9 protein-coding genes are annotated in these 14,334 nt (G+C 42.0%); all 9 read right to left on the reverse strand.

Annotated elements, in window-relative coordinates; all coding sequences use genetic code 11:
- Positions 1 to 14 precede the first annotated feature (14 nt).
- Positions 15 to 1,277: an L-fucose:H+ symporter permease gene (gene fucP / locus J4N25_RS07440; RefSeq protein WP_207421507.1), complete on the reverse strand. Its 1,263-nt coding sequence runs from the start codon at positions 1,275 to 1,277 to the stop codon at positions 15 to 17.
- 135 nt (positions 1,278 to 1,412) lie between these two features.
- On the reverse strand, positions 1,413 to 3,698 hold the full coding sequence (locus J4N25_RS07445; protein WP_207421646.1) for a GH92 family glycosyl hydrolase: 2,286 nt from the start codon (positions 3,696 to 3,698) through the stop codon (positions 1,413 to 1,415).
- Between the two features lie 119 nt (positions 3,699 to 3,817).
- Positions 3,818 to 6,118, reverse strand: a complete 2,301-nt coding sequence (locus tag J4N25_RS07450) for a GH92 family glycosyl hydrolase (RefSeq protein ID WP_207421508.1) — start codon at positions 6,116 to 6,118, stop codon at positions 3,818 to 3,820.
- Between the two features lie 71 nt (positions 6,119 to 6,189).
- Complete coding sequence (locus J4N25_RS07455) at positions 6,190 to 7,062, reverse strand: PKD domain-containing protein (RefSeq protein WP_207421509.1); 873 nt, start codon at positions 7,060 to 7,062, stop codon at positions 6,190 to 6,192.
- A gap of 65 nt (positions 7,063 to 7,127) precedes the next feature.
- Entirely contained in the window at positions 7,128 to 8,552 is a 1,425-nt protein-coding gene (locus J4N25_RS07460) for a PA14 domain-containing protein (protein ID WP_207421510.1), read from the reverse strand.
- A gap of 57 nt (positions 8,553 to 8,609) precedes the next feature.
- Positions 8,610 to 10,349 (reverse strand): alkaline phosphatase family protein, encoded by a 1,740-nt coding sequence (locus J4N25_RS07465; protein ID WP_207421511.1) that lies wholly within the window; start codon positions 10,347 to 10,349, stop codon positions 8,610 to 8,612.
- A 29-nt stretch (positions 10,350 to 10,378) separates the two neighbouring features.
- Positions 10,379 to 11,983, reverse strand: a complete 1,605-nt coding sequence (locus J4N25_RS07470) for a DUF5008 domain-containing protein (RefSeq protein WP_207421512.1) — start codon at positions 11,981 to 11,983, stop codon at positions 10,379 to 10,381.
- Positions 11,984 to 11,996: 13 nt separating this feature from the next.
- On the reverse strand, positions 11,997 to 12,737 hold the full coding sequence (locus tag J4N25_RS07475) for a fasciclin domain-containing protein (RefSeq protein WP_207421513.1): 741 nt from the start codon (positions 12,735 to 12,737) through the stop codon (positions 11,997 to 11,999).
- Between the two features lie 29 nt (positions 12,738 to 12,766).
- Positions 12,767 to 14,329: a RagB/SusD family nutrient uptake outer membrane protein gene (locus J4N25_RS07480; RefSeq protein WP_207421514.1), complete on the reverse strand. Its 1,563-nt coding sequence runs from the start codon at positions 14,327 to 14,329 to the stop codon at positions 12,767 to 12,769.
- Positions 14,330 to 14,334: the final 5 nt, after the last annotated feature.

The raw sequence follows: 14,334 nt of genomic DNA on the forward strand, positions 1-14,334 counted from the left end.
GAACTACGGCCGGGCTATTTAACTTTATAAAATTTAAGTCCGAAAAGGAAAATAACTGTGTAGCAGATTATCGGGAGATAGTACGAATTGGCCACGCCTACATTATCTGCAACTTTACCCATGATCAAGGGAAAAATAGCTCCTCCTACCACTCCCATTGAAATGAAAGAAGATGCCTGCGGAGTATGAGTCCCGAGATTCTTGAGTCCGAGACTAAAGATCGTAGGGAACATTATACTAAAGAAGAAATTCACCGCGAACAATGCCAGATAAGACACCCATCCAATTCCCTGTGCCACGAGAAGGCTCAATAGGATATTTGCGAAAGCAAAAATAGCCAGCAGGGAATGAGGACGAATAACCCGTATAAGGAATGTACCGATAAATCGGCCCGTCAACATCATTGCCATGAATATAGACATATAACTTCCGGCTATTGCTTCCGGTAGTTTCATCACTTCGTGTCCATAATTGATAAAAAATGCCCAGGTACCACTTTGGGCAGCCACATTAAAAAACTGAGCAGCCGCCGCCCATTTGAAATGCGAGTACTGGAAAAGCTTTTTACCGGACTGAGCCTCTACATCTGCTGCTCCTCTTAGAACTCCCGAGGGCGCAATTAATGGAGGAACCTTTACAAAAGCGAATGCAATTGCTATTAGCGCTATGACAGCGCCAATTACAAGGTAAAGATCCTTAACAGATGTTAGATCGGTTCCACCTTTCACATTATTACGCAGAAGGAAGTAGGAGCCTATAGCCGGACCAATAATAGCCCCTAAGGCGTTGAACAATTGTGCGAAGTTTAACCTTTGATCACTTGTTTGCTGGTCACCCAGGGAAGCAACAAAAGGATGAGCTACAGTTTCAAGCGTTGACAAACCGCAGCCAAGAATAAACAATGCGATACCAAAAAAAGGAAATGAAGCAGTGTTCGCGGCTGGCACAAACAAAAAGGATCCGAGTGCAAAAAGCGATAGTCCAAGCAGTACCCCCTTTTTATAACCAAACTTCTTCATGAAAAGCCCGGCTGGGATACCCATAACAAAGTAGGCACCAAAGATGGCAAATTGAATAAAAGCCGACTGAGATTTACTAAGATTTAAGGTATGCTGAAAATGTTTATTTAACACATCTCCCATAGTTATAGCTACTCCCCAGCATAGAAATAAAGAGGTAACGAATGCTAGCACTATAAAATACTTCCTTTCCGTAAATTCGGCACTAGCTGGTTCTCTCGATTCACCACGTACTGCAGGCACCTGAATTTCTGTCATTTCCATCTATACTGATATTGATCTTTGCGGTATTATTCCAGCTCCTTTCCTTCCTGGAATAATTAATTTGCAGGAAGGGCATACTATAAAAGTTCACCTCTCTAATAGAGAGGCGAACAAAAGCATTTTTTAGTTCTACCGGTTTAAAGACAAAGAATATGGGGAATCTGATGGCTTGGTTCCTCTGTTTAAAACAGGAACACTGCTCATTTTGAACAGCATCTGTCCTCCCTGTAATATTGCGTCATGGCCAATCCAATTCTTACCGTATGGCTGACCTTTTAAACTTACACTTTCAACATATTTGTTCCCTGCAGAATTCGCCGGAGCTGCAATAGTGAAGCTTTTTCCGTTCTCCAACTTTAGAGTAACTTTCTTGAATAAGGGAGCACCGAGTACATATTGATTTACAGCAGGGGTAACGGGATAAAAACCCATTGCTGAGAAGACATACCACGCTGAGGTTTGTCCGTTGTCTTCATCTCCGCAATAACCATCGGGTGTAGGCTTGTAGAGCTTGTTCATTGCCTCGCGAACCCATTTCTGTGTCTTCCATGGCTGACCTGCATAATTATATAAATAGATCATGTGCTGGATAGGCTGGTTCCCGTGAGCGTATTGCCCCATATCTGCTATCTGCATTTCACGGATCTCGTGGATAACACCTCCGTAGTAGGAGTCGTCAAAAATAGGAGGAAGTGTAAATACTGAATCCAGCTTATCTGCAAACTTTTTCCTTCCACCCATCAAATTGATCAGGCCTTCAACATCGTGAAAAACAGACCATGAATAGTGCCAGCTGTTTCCTTCTGTGAAAGCATCGCCCCACTTGAAGGGATTAAAAGGAGATTGAAAACGTCCATCTTTGTTTTTTCCACGCATCAGACCAGTAGCGGGGTCAAAAAGGTTACGATAATTAAGGCTCCTCTTGGCATATAGATCTGTTTCCTCCTTTGGTCTTTTCAATGCTTTTCCCAGTTGGTAAATTGCGAAATCATCGTAAGCATATTCAAGAGTACGGGCGGCGTTCTCATTTATTCCTACATCATAGGGAACATAGCCCAGTTCGTTATAGTATTGAGCTCCCTTACGGCCAACAGCAGTCATAGGACCTTCGTTATTTGCCCCATGAATCAAAGCCTCATATAACTTGTTTATATCGTATCCTCGTAGCCCCTTCATATAAGCATCCGCAACGACAGACGCTGAATTATTCCCAATCATAATATCAGCATAGCCCGGACTAGACCATTCAGGCAACCATCCGCCTTCCTTATAATCATTGATCAAGCCTTGCTGCATTTCCTTATTAATTGAAGGATAAACCAAGTTCAGAAAAGGATAAAGCGCCCTGAAGGTATCCCAAAAACCGGTACCTGCAAACTTGTATCCTGGCAGCACCTTTCCGTTCTGCGCGCTGTAGTGGATAGGTTGATTATTTGCATCCAACTCGTACATTTTATGCGGGAAGAACAAGGTACGGTATAAGCAAGAATAAAACGTCCTAACCTGATCTACCGTGCCTCCCTCTACTGCAAGGCGGCCTAGTTTATCGTTCCAGGCATTTTTTGCTTTTCGCATCGTTAGGTCGAAAGAATCAGAACCGAGTTCTTTCTTCATATTCAAATCAGCCTGTTCCAAACTTATAAAGGAGGTGGCCACCTTTAAATGCACCTTCTCTCCTTTTTCAGTCTTTAAACCAATAACTGCACCTGAATGATCTGCAGTAAGCTCTGTTCCCGACAGTAATTTGTCGCCGTTAACAGTATAGGAAACAGTAAATGGCTTATCTAAATAGATAACAAAGTAATTTCTAAAATTAGGCAGGGGACCTCTGCTGAATTTAGTGGAGTACCCTACGATCTTTCTTTCATTAGGAAGAACCTTTACATAGGAACCTTTATCGAAGGCATCAATTACAATAAAAGAGCTATCAGATTTTGGGAATGTGAAACGGAATTGAGCAGCCCTTTCAGTTGGTGTCAATTCTGTTGTTACATCTGCATCAGCCAGGTATACGCTGTAGTAATAAGGCTTGGAAACTTCGGCCTTGTGGGAGAACCAGCTGGCTCTGCTTTCTTCATTAAACTTCAATTTCCCAGTAACAGGCATGATTGAAAACTGCCCATAATCGTTCATCCAGGGTGAAGGCTGATGAGTTTGCTTAAACCCTCTTATCTTATCGGCCGAGTAACTGTACATCCAACCATCTCCCATTTTTCCTGTTTGGGGAGACCATAAATTCATTCCCCAGGGTACTCCTACTGCCGGGTAAGTGTTCCCGTTGGACAAACTCGGTTTAGAATCAGTTCCCATCAAAGGATTTATCCATTCAACAGGATCGGTTACCTTTTCAACCATCTGTGCCTGTACAACCGTTGTACCGGCAAGTAAAACAGCGCTTAAAAAACTGCGAATCATCATTTTGATCTAAGTATGTGTTTTTAAAATCTCCTGGAAAAGAGGAGTGAGATTAATCCTTTTAGTTAAGACAAGAATTTTTGACTAGTTGAGTACGCATGGTTATAATTAAAATCATATTATTTAAATCGCCAGGCATTTTCGGCTTCCATCCCATGCATAGCGGATACTGAGAACGGCTTATCTTGCTCCCTTGTGCCTCTCGTCTGGGCCGGCTTATTACTCATGTTAAACTTCAAGGTTCCTCCGTTTATCAAATCCGAGTACCTGATATAATTTTGGCTATATACTTTACCATTCAAGTTTGCTGACTGGATGTATACATTATCAGCAGAGTTATTAGATGCATCAATAATAAACTTCTTACCGTTTTCAAGAGTTATGGTAGTTTTATTAAATACGGGACTTCCTATCACGTATTCATCGGTGCCCGGACATACGCTGTAAAATCCTAAAGCACTCAGTACATACCAGGAAGAAGTTTGTCCCTGATCTTCGTCGCCAGGATATCCATTCTCAGTAGCATTATAGAGCTTTTTCATCACGTTCCTTGCATGATATTGAGCCTTCCAGGGCTGACCAGAATAATTGTACAAATAGACCATATGTTGAATGGGTTGATTTCCATGAGCATATTGCCCCATATTAGCCATTTTCATTTCAGTCATTTCGTGGATCAAGCCACGATAGGTTCCTACTTTAAAATCTCCTGGATGAGAAAAAACAGAGTCGAGTTTCGCATTAAAACTAGCTTCTCCCTGCATCAGATTGATGAGGCCTTTAACATCATGAAATACTGACCATTGCCAGTGCCATGCAGATCCCTCCGTGAATGGTCCGCCCCATTCTGTAGGATCGAAGTTCGGCTGCCACTCGCCTTTTGCATTCCGACCGCGCATAAAGCGGGAAGAAGAATCGTATACGTTCTTATAATTAAACATCTGACGAGAGAACACATCCTGATAGAACTTATTGCCGGTGGCCCTTGCCAATTGATAACCACAGAAATCATCATAAGCATATTCGAGGGTTTTAGCTGTTGCTTCACCGTACTCAGGATAAGGCACATACCCTAACTGATAATATTCTTTCCAGCCATGGCGGCCATTTGCTGGCCCCCATGGACCTTTATTAGTTGCTTCATGGTAGTAAGCGTCCAAAGCTTTTTCAGGATCAAAAGTCCTAATCCCTTTCACCCAGGCATCAGTCAACAAGGAAATAGCATGATTCCCGATCATACTGCCACCTTCTCCCGGAAAAGACCAGGAAGGCAACCAACCGCATTGATCTTTGGCATCAAGCATGGCCTGCATGTACCTGCCCTGCATCGTAGGATGTAGTATCGCAGTAAGCGGAAACTGAGCTCTGAAAGTATCCCAAAAACCTGTGTCGGTATACATATAGCCTTTGTGAATTTTGCCATCATAGGCGCTATAGTAATAAGGCTCTCCGTTCTTATCGTACTCGAAAAACTGACGAGAGAATAAACTCGCCCTGAAGAAGCAGGAGTAGAATGTAGCTTTATCTTCCTCTGAACCTCCTTCTACCAGGATCCTGTTAAGATGCTTATTCCAAACCGTTTCAGCAGCAGCCTTCGTTTCTTCCAACTTTTTGAATTTACCGAGTTCCCGGCTTAAAGTGAGTTCTGCCTGTTCTGTACTTATGTACGAGGAGACCACCTTAGCCTGAACCTGTTCTCCATCTTTAAATTGGATATAGGCTCCAACGCCTTCTCCCTCCCCTGAGTCATTCGATTTATTAATAGAATTATTTCGATTCTCCCAGGTCCCGTAGCTTTTGAAGGGCTTGTCAAAAACAATTACAAAGTAGTTTCTGAAATTACCAGGAACGTAGTGGCCATTATTAACCCATCCAATTATCTTACGCTCTTTTGGGAATATTTTCACCATGCTCATTTTAGTATAGCCATCCAGCACTATGAATGAATTTCCTTTTTCAGGAAAGCTAAATCTCAAATGAGCTCCTCTTTCTGTAGGAGAAATTTCAGTATTAATTCCGTTCTCGAACTTCACCTGATAATAATGCGGTTTAGCTGTTTCCTTTTGATGACTGAATTCTGAAGCTCTTTTATCTTCATTTACCTCTAATCTCAACACCGGCATTAGGGAAAAAACAGCGTAATCATTACTCCATGAACTGCATTGGTGGGCTTGCTGAAAGCCCCGTATTGTCTTCTTCTCATACTGATACTTCCACCCGTCGCCATTTCGGCCAGTTTGAGGACTCCAGGTATTCATACCGAATGGAAGGGCGGTTGTCGGGTAGGTGTTTCCCCTGGTTATTTCATGCTTCGAATTAGTACCCTGGAGGGTATTCACGTATTTAACTAAATAAGGAGTGTCTGCATTAGCATGCAGGCTAACTAGAAATAATAGTACGAAATAGTAGTAAATCTTCATATATTCTTCGTTTACACGAAATCAAAAAGCGGAAAAAGCAAGCCTTTATTTATTTAGACCTGCTTATAAATTTAAGGCTGACTGGCGTTAATTGTCCACTCGGAGAACTGAACAGCGTCAGATCCTCTGTTAGCAGTAATTTGTATTCGATAATACGTGAACGCTGTATTATTTGCCGTTATGTGAAAAATACGTTGTCTTCTACGTGGTGAAGTAGCTGGTTCAGTTACCGGCTCGCCAAGATCAGGGCGGGTAACCCATTCGAAGTTCGTTCTTGTATCGACCACCGTCCATGTAACACCATCGTTCGACCCTTCGAAAGTCCAGGATTTTGGATCACGGTCAGGGGCATCGTTACCTGAAATAAATGTATATGCTTTCGCTACGATCGGCTCCGCAAATTGGAACGTTAACACCAAAGGGGTAGCTGATAAATTCAATCCTCCTGCAAGGAATTTAGTCAAAGGATCTCCATCGATCGCTTTTAGAGAGCCTTCCCCTCCTCCTGCACCAGCACCGTTGTCCTTTGATACGGTTAGTTGTCCTCCCTTTGTTAGGATATAATTTTCTCCCACAGAATCAGGGTTAAAAACGGGGTTCCTTAGATAAATTGGCACTTCCTTTTTGGAAGACAAGCCTTTTGCATTCCTGGCTGTAAGGATAATTCTAAACCTGCCCCATCTTTTATAGGTATGTACCACAGAATCTGTGGTTGCGAGGCTATCATCTCCCAGCTGCCAGTACAGGCTCGTATAATTGAGTGATTTACTTTTGAAAGTGATCTTCTGTGGATCGGTTGGAGAAACTTCATATGTGAAGTCAGCGATAGGGTATACTACGGGTTCTTCTTCCACCACTGCAGTAGAGCTGCTATCTTTCTTACACATGGTTAATCCCAGGGTAACTAAAAGCAGAGCTGCGAGTAAAATATTTTTAGTTTTCATTTCGTTTACCAGTTTTAATTGAAGGATATAGAAAGTTTTTTCCTTTCCATATCCTTATTGTCGAATCATTTTTCGGGAGCCGGGAATAATTGGGTTTGTGGAATTATTTGCCTTCCAATACCTGCAGAAGGCACTTCATATTGCAATCTAGCCTGTTGACCACCTACATTTTCGCGATGGTGAGCTTCAATTGTGTATCGTTCCCCTCGCTCAAGGAATATGGTAGCTTTCCTCGTAGGTATATCCCAACGATCAGTAAAGTCGTCAATAATAGCAACTCCATTTATGAATAATCTCGAACCATCATCCCAGTCCGTCTGGTAGAAAGTATACTGTCCTCTAACAGGAGCTAAAAATTCCCCTTTCCATCTTGAGGAGTAATTATCAAACATTCCGGCACTGCCTACCCAATCGCCACCAAAATCAACCGTGGCATCAATTCGTGTTAAAGTTGGCTTGCGGCCATCGAAATCAAGCTGCTGATTATCCTTATAATATTCGGCTCTTAATCCAGTTCCATCGCCCACAATAAAAGAGTTATTATCCAGGTTTATTGAAGGATCCAGAAGTAGAATTACATAATTGTTTGTCGGGTGGAGAACATGCCGCGACGGATTTCTAAGTTTAAGAGCCAGTGCCATTTTTTTATTTGCAGCCATATTCGCATCAAATACTCTCCAGGGAATTCTAACAGAAAGATTCCCTGTATTGACATTCGACTTGAAATTTATATTTGTATCCACCTCGTAATCAGGAAGCAAAATTGCATTAGTGAACCTTGGGTCTGTTGCAATTAATTTGCTAATCGTATCTACATCACTGAAAGCTTTTACAGAAAAAGGCTTACCTGCAACCCCACCTAAGTTTACTCCAAGAGGAATGTTAACCCCGGCACTAGTCACCGAATAATCTGTCCCGCGACCAATTTCGAAAACAGTACCACCGCCCTTAGCTATGGATAAGTAGTGGATATCTTCCAATTTAGTTACATCCCTGGTGTCAATCACAACAATAATGGTTGATTTAGAGGGATCTATTGAATTTCCCTTTCCTGCGTTAGTGAGTCTGAAAGCAGCAGCAACTTTTTTAGGAAAATGTTGTTCAATTCCAGTCATTTTAAATCCTATCAACACTGTAGCCGAATCGGTCCCGTATGGTACGTTTATTACATTCGGGTATTCTAAGGAATTAGAAGGCATCGCTATTGTATTTTGCAGGGTATTATTAGCGATGAGTTTATTTAGTGTATCTGTTGTAGGTTCAATGCTTACCTGAAAAGCTTTACCTGCCGGTCCAGACAATTTTACTCTTATCGGCACCATAACCAGATCATTATCTTTAGTCATTGATGCAACACTTGCACCATCAGCTGCTACTACTCTACCGGTAGCTGAAACAGAATCAAAAGTCTCAAGCTCCTCTTCTTTACATCCGGAAATTGCAACAGCCATTATGCTTGCCAGGAATATTTTCTTTACTATTTGTATCATAATTAATTGCCTTATTATGTTATCAGAAGCATATCTTATTAAATAATACCAAATTGATTATTGATCCAGCCAAACTCTTCCATCAAGCTGCCAAATAGCCTTACGGGGAATACGGAACCAGCTTATAATTTGAGCCGGTATATCTGCGTTTTGAGGCACCATATTAGACAATGCAGCTGTCGAAGGCGAACAGATCAGATCGTTAAAACCTTTCCATTCGTAGCTCCCGGTTAATTTAAAGTGATTTTCCAGAGGACTAAGGTCCTTGATCTCCCCCCCGGAGGCATCTAGTCCTGGCCAGTATCCGGCGAGAAATCTATAGTAAGGATGAGTTTCATCGACAGCAGTTTCGCAGGCATAATTCTTAATTACCGCATCAGGTAAAGATGTTCTCCAAATTCGAATATCAGCTACCTGTACATCGCTCTCTCCGTGCCCGTTACCAGGAATGAAACCTAATGTAAGAGGTGCTCTTGTTTTGAAATTCCCCCAATCGGTGACATCCATTTCAGAACCGAAATATACCCCGTCTGTATAAGTACGAATGTATCTTCTATTATTTCTTTTCTCTAATTTTGCCGCAATATGGTTCCAGGTTCCTCTTCCAAGGTCCTGCCCGCGCTGCTGCCCGCGACGGTCGCCATTGTCACCCCGCAGGTAAATTTGCCAGAAGGTCTCTTCCAGAAAAATACACCAACCTTTTTCATTATCTATCGGATGATTGCCAGACCACTCATTCATTTTACCCAGGACGGAAGGATAGTTCTGCCTATAGCTGCCATCTTTTCTCGGATCATTCTTTTTGATCTTTAATTCGATTGTAAATCCTGCAGTATCCTGGAAGTTATAAAGCTCTTCTGTACTTTCATTAGAGGGAACATTTCCATGGACACCTCCCTCCCTGCCAAATAACCTTACAGTAGTTCCTACAAATCGATTACCAGTATAAGGCTTCGTAATTCCTTTCTGAACGTATTTTGCAGCATAAAAAATGGTAAATGTATTTGCTGCAGTATTACTAAAAACAGTATTATCATTCTGATTTGCCGGTAACGTATAAGCTCCGCCAGTACTGGAGGTTACAACTACCAGCCAATTCTCGTCCTTATATTTGGGCCGGCTTCTCAGCGCAGTCAGAACTTCCCCTACCTGTGCGTCAAACTTCTCGATGGCTGCTTTATACTCGGGAATTGAATTATCAAAACCGTACTGATTCCCGGCCTTATCCACTTCTGTGAAATGAGCAACAACAAAAGAAGCTGAATCCGTTTTCAAATTGTTCACGACGTTTGCTTTTACTTCTTCATCTGTATTCAATAGGGTGTGAGCATTAGTGCCATGAGTAAAATTTGTATTAAATACCTCAGAAGATGAAAATGCTACAGTTTTAACATTAGGATTCTCCTGTTTAACGAGGTCAAATACAAGAGGAAATTTATCTAGATGGTCGTTAGTGAAATCTAAATCAGTCACACCGTGTTTCTCCTTTCTTACTCCGGTAAGCATATCCGCCCAGTTATTGACCTCGGTAGTAAGATCTGGGTTGGCCAAGGAAAACCAAGAATAAATAGCATTGGGCAGTAGGGACTTAATGTTAGGAGTATTTGCATCACGTACAGACACACCTCTTGCTCCATCCGCTATGATATATAGCACTTTAGGATTTCCGTAAGCAACGGTAGCAGTGTCCTGATAATCCTTTTCAGCAATCACCCGCTCAAAATCTTTATTACAGGATGTTATGGTAAGCGTCAGCAGCAGGAAAGCACTGAGGCTGGTTAACAGACCTTTTTTCATATCAATTAGTCAATTACAATTGGTTAAATTTATTCTATCGTTACCCGGATAATATTGTTCAACTCCTGATTGTCGAACCGGGTAAATCCGCCTATTAATAGCAGGGAGTTCTTCTGATCTGCATTCTTCATCTCGATCACATCATTCAGGTTTCCCGAGAAGCGCCCCGTATTATTGTACTTGGTTGCTAAGGTCCCATCAGGATTCAGGATCATAAAGCCACTTCTGGAAATGCCACTGTAAGTTTTGAAACCTCCCGATACCACAACTAACCCGCTAGTCAACTGCTTCGCAAAATTTGCATAGCCTCCAGAGATCTCTTTAGCTATGAAAGAATTATCAGGAGAGCCGTTTGAATTAAGCATCGCTATGCCCGGCGAAACATGCCCATTATATCTTGTAAAACTTCCGGTGATCAAGTATTTACCCGTTAATTCATTATAGGTTAAAGAGCCTATATTGTTGTCGGTACCGCTTCCTACAGTAAAACTCCCGTCAATAGTTCCATCCGCATTTAAGCGAACTATATTGTTTGCCGCCTGTCCATCAAAGCGTGAAAATTTTCCGAATATTACCACTTTACCAGCCAGAGGACCGCTAGTATGCATATAGGAGTCGATGAATCCATTAGCGCCGGCTAAGGCCTTTCCTGTTTGGTCGAAACGATAGGTTTTATCGAGAGAGCCGTCAGCAGACAGGCGAATTATCTGCCTTACTTCTGTACTGTCCAGGATTATAGAATCCCTGGTTTGCAAATAATTCGGCTCGCTGTAAATACGCTTAACGTAATATCTGAAATTGCCTGTAGCGATAGCTTTATTATTAAAGGTATAGAGACGGTTGATTGGAGCATCTGTACCGCCATTGAAGCGAGGGAAGAACTTTATAATCCCCGTTACCTTTTTCAAATAGGTGTCGTATTGTGCCGTATCAACGCTGCCGTTCGAGTTTACCGAGGTAATATTGCTTATACTACCTTGCTGTCCGTAACCGTTAAAAGCACCCGCCACAATAAACTTGCCTCCCATTTCTACAATAGAAGTCAAATCCCCATTAGCGGCCCTTCCTGTTCTAAAGGAGCGATCAAGCACTCCGTCATCAGAAATTTTGATAATCCTGTTCAGTGGACTTAATAAACCTTTATTATCGTAATCAGTAAAAGCGCCCACAAGAATATTCCTACCATCAGCCATCTTATAGAATTGATTAATATGGCGATTAGATCCTGCAGTAGCCACGAAAGTTGGGTCGATATTGACTAGTCCATTAACCTTAAAATATGGTCCTATAACAACCTGGTCTTTTACTATGACAGACGTTACCCCTGAACTAGCATTTTCAGGAACTTTCACTTTTACAGATGATTCTGAAACCGAGAGTATCTGAGCGTCGACACCATTAAACTGAACCTGAACCTGATCTTTATACGGGAGCAGCCCTTTAACAGGAATTGTAACTTCCGCTCCGCTTTCTCCATTTGCCGGACTAGGTAAAATCTCCCTGTTAATGGAAATCCCTAGCGGCTCTTTAGCTCCTTCATAAGGGTCTTCAAAAGTCTCTTCCTCTTTCTTACAACCGCCTACAAGTAGCGCTGTCAAGGAAATAACCGATAGTAGGTAATATATATTTTTCATAAAATTTCCTCCCTTAATTAGCTGAATTAGTATTGTTACGAGATAAGGCAACCTCTTGTATGAACTCATTGGCATCAAAACCGAACCATTCCTCGTTGCGCAGGGTGTGAACTATTCCATTCCTGGGTTGAATATCTGTAGAAGATGTTCGAACTGTTCTCCAATTATCGTCGGGACGGGAAGCATCAGGCACATAGGATATGGTAAGCTGTCTGTACCCCAGGTACTTGATCCCATTAGCCTCTCCATATTCAACGCCAATATTGAAAAGAGACTTGTCGAAAGAATGAAATAGCTGACCCGGAAACATGTTCTTCTGATTGAAGTCAATCTGTGGGTAATCTTTTAGTTTATAGGCCTCACGGAACATATGGCGCTGCAAATATTTGCGCCATATGACAGAGTCGATGTCCGAAAGCTTCCGTACCGGCTCAAGATTGAGATCCTTCAATCGGCCATTTAAGCTAAGATAGATTGTATCCCCTAATGGGCTTATGCGTGTTCCGATGAGATCGCGGATCCAGGTATCATTAGGAGCAAAAAAGGTAAAGTTTTCGTTTCTAAATGTACTTTCCAGTCCTGCGAGCTTTACAATTTGAGCTATTGTATCAAATTGCACTGGCTTCGACTCGAGATACTGCAAAACGTCTCCATCAAATTCTGCGACAGCCTTTCCTCCATCTATATAATATTCATCCTGCTCACAAGCAGTTAACGCTAATAGCAGCGAAAAAATAAAAATCAAATTTTTCATACTTCTTATCATAAATATTTATGATTCGTTTAAATTCCACCATTTACCCAGTACTCTGTCAGGGTTATATAAGGGTTATTCCTTATAGCATTACCTGAAATAGGCCAGGTCCATCCTCCTCTTAAAAATTGATCGAGAGTGAGAGGATTAGAAGTCCAGGCAGAACTTACAATTCTACGGGTACGTATCAGGTCAAAGTAATGATGCCCTTCCCCGATCAGCTCCCGGGAGCGCTCCATAAAAATGAAGTCTTTTAAGGCTTGGCCTGAACCCTCGAAGCCATGAGCTTGCGCTCTTGTCCTTACCCTGTTCAAAACTGTACGAGCATTTACGTCATCGCCAAGTTCCGCTAAGGCTTCAGCGTACATCAGTAGCGATTCTCCGTATCTGAAGATCATAAAACTGTTGTCGGGATTAGCAGTACCCTGGCCTCCCTGATTGACATTAACCCCTCCTAGTTTTGCGAAATTGAAAAAGCCGTTGTTGGCATAAATTTCAGTGAACCAAGCTTCCTTCCTGCGATCAGCCACATCCTGAGGGAAAATTTTGTTCATATAAGTCGCTTTGTAGTAGGCAGAGCTGCGTTCCCACTCGAAAAAAGGAGTTTTATACGGGTAATGGAGGAACATGTGAGCAACCGCTGCCTTTTCATTAGTAGACACACCGTAGTTTACAGTTTGAAAAAATTCAAATAGACTTTCATCAGATCGGCCTCCAGCAACAAGGTGCCATTGGTCTATGGGTAATAAACGGTGCGGATGTACACCTTCATTGTCAACCAATTCTTTTCCCAAATTTACCGTCGCCTGGTAATAATCCCTTGCACGCTCTCTGTCAAAGCCTGCATTCCACATATTCATGTTCATTAATAAAGCAATAGCACTCCCTCTTGTAGCACGAACTCCTTTCAATGCCGGGTCGCCGTAAGACCACAACATTCCATCCTTCTTACTATTAAGGTCTGCGATACAGTTATTTAAGACCGTAACCATTGACTCCCGGGGAAGTGGTTCTATGTGAAAAGCATCACCGTAATAAGGAACATCCCCATAAAGCCTAACCATTTCGAAATAGGAGAAACAACGGGCAAAAGCAGCTTCTCCAATATAGTGCTTCTTCATTTCCTCGCTAACTCCGGGAATTCCTTCGTTTAGTTTTTCAATCACAATACTAGCACCTTGTATTACCTCATAAAAGGTTCTCCAATCAGTAATACTTCCAAAATTGTAATTGTAATTATCGCGAGCCCAAGGCCTTCCGCCATCTAAAACATCTATTAGCTTATTTTTAGCCAGGGCATCTATGTAAGCTATGGATTCAGGGGTCCTGGAGGAATTGCCTCTTACTGTCGGGTCTGAAGCAACTTCACCTGCCCGATATTCGCCGGTAGCTCCAATAAATTGTGTTTCGGTTATTTTACCGAAGAGCTTTCGAGAAAGATCGTTAATAGCCGCCTCAACATCTTGTGGGGAGGTATAAAAGTTATTCCCCGTAAGCTTATCTATGGGCTTTACATCCAAAAACTTCTTACAGCCGCTTAAGCTTACACAAGCAAAAGCTGCAATTATTATAGAGGTTATAATCTTGTTCATAGTTA

The sequence above is a fragment of the Desertivirga brevis genome, assembly GCF_017355835.1.

What these genes read in the sequence shown, in the direction of transcription:
- J4N25_RS07445 (WP_207421646.1), bottom strand. Translation starts at nt 3,698, where the DNA reads ATGATTCGCAGTTTTTTAAGCGCTGTTTTACTTGCCGGTACAACGGTT.
- fucP (WP_207421507.1), bottom strand. Translation starts at nt 1,277, where the DNA reads ATGACAGAAATTCAGGTGCCTGCAGTACGTGGTGAATCGAGAGAACCA.
- J4N25_RS07460 (WP_207421510.1), bottom strand. Translation starts at nt 8,552, where the DNA reads ATGATACAAATAGTAAAGAAAATATTCCTGGCAAGCATAATGGCTGTT.
- J4N25_RS07455 (WP_207421509.1), bottom strand. Translation starts at nt 7,062, where the DNA reads ATGAAAACTAAAAATATTTTACTCGCAGCTCTGCTTTTAGTTACCCTG.
- J4N25_RS07465 (WP_207421511.1), bottom strand. Translation starts at nt 10,349, where the DNA reads ATGAAAAAAGGTCTGTTAACCAGCCTCAGTGCTTTCCTGCTGCTGACG.
- J4N25_RS07450 (WP_207421508.1), bottom strand. Translation starts at nt 6,118, where the DNA reads ATGAAGATTTACTACTATTTCGTACTATTATTTCTAGTTAGCCTGCAT.
- J4N25_RS07475 (WP_207421513.1), bottom strand. Translation starts at nt 12,737, where the DNA reads ATGAAAAATTTGATTTTTATTTTTTCGCTGCTATTAGCGTTAACTGCT.
- J4N25_RS07480 (WP_207421514.1), bottom strand. Translation starts at nt 14,329, where the DNA reads ATGAACAAGATTATAACCTCTATAATAATTGCAGCTTTTGCTTGTGTA.
- J4N25_RS07470 (WP_207421512.1), bottom strand. Translation starts at nt 11,983, where the DNA reads ATGAAAAATATATATTACCTACTATCGGTTATTTCCTTGACAGCGCTA.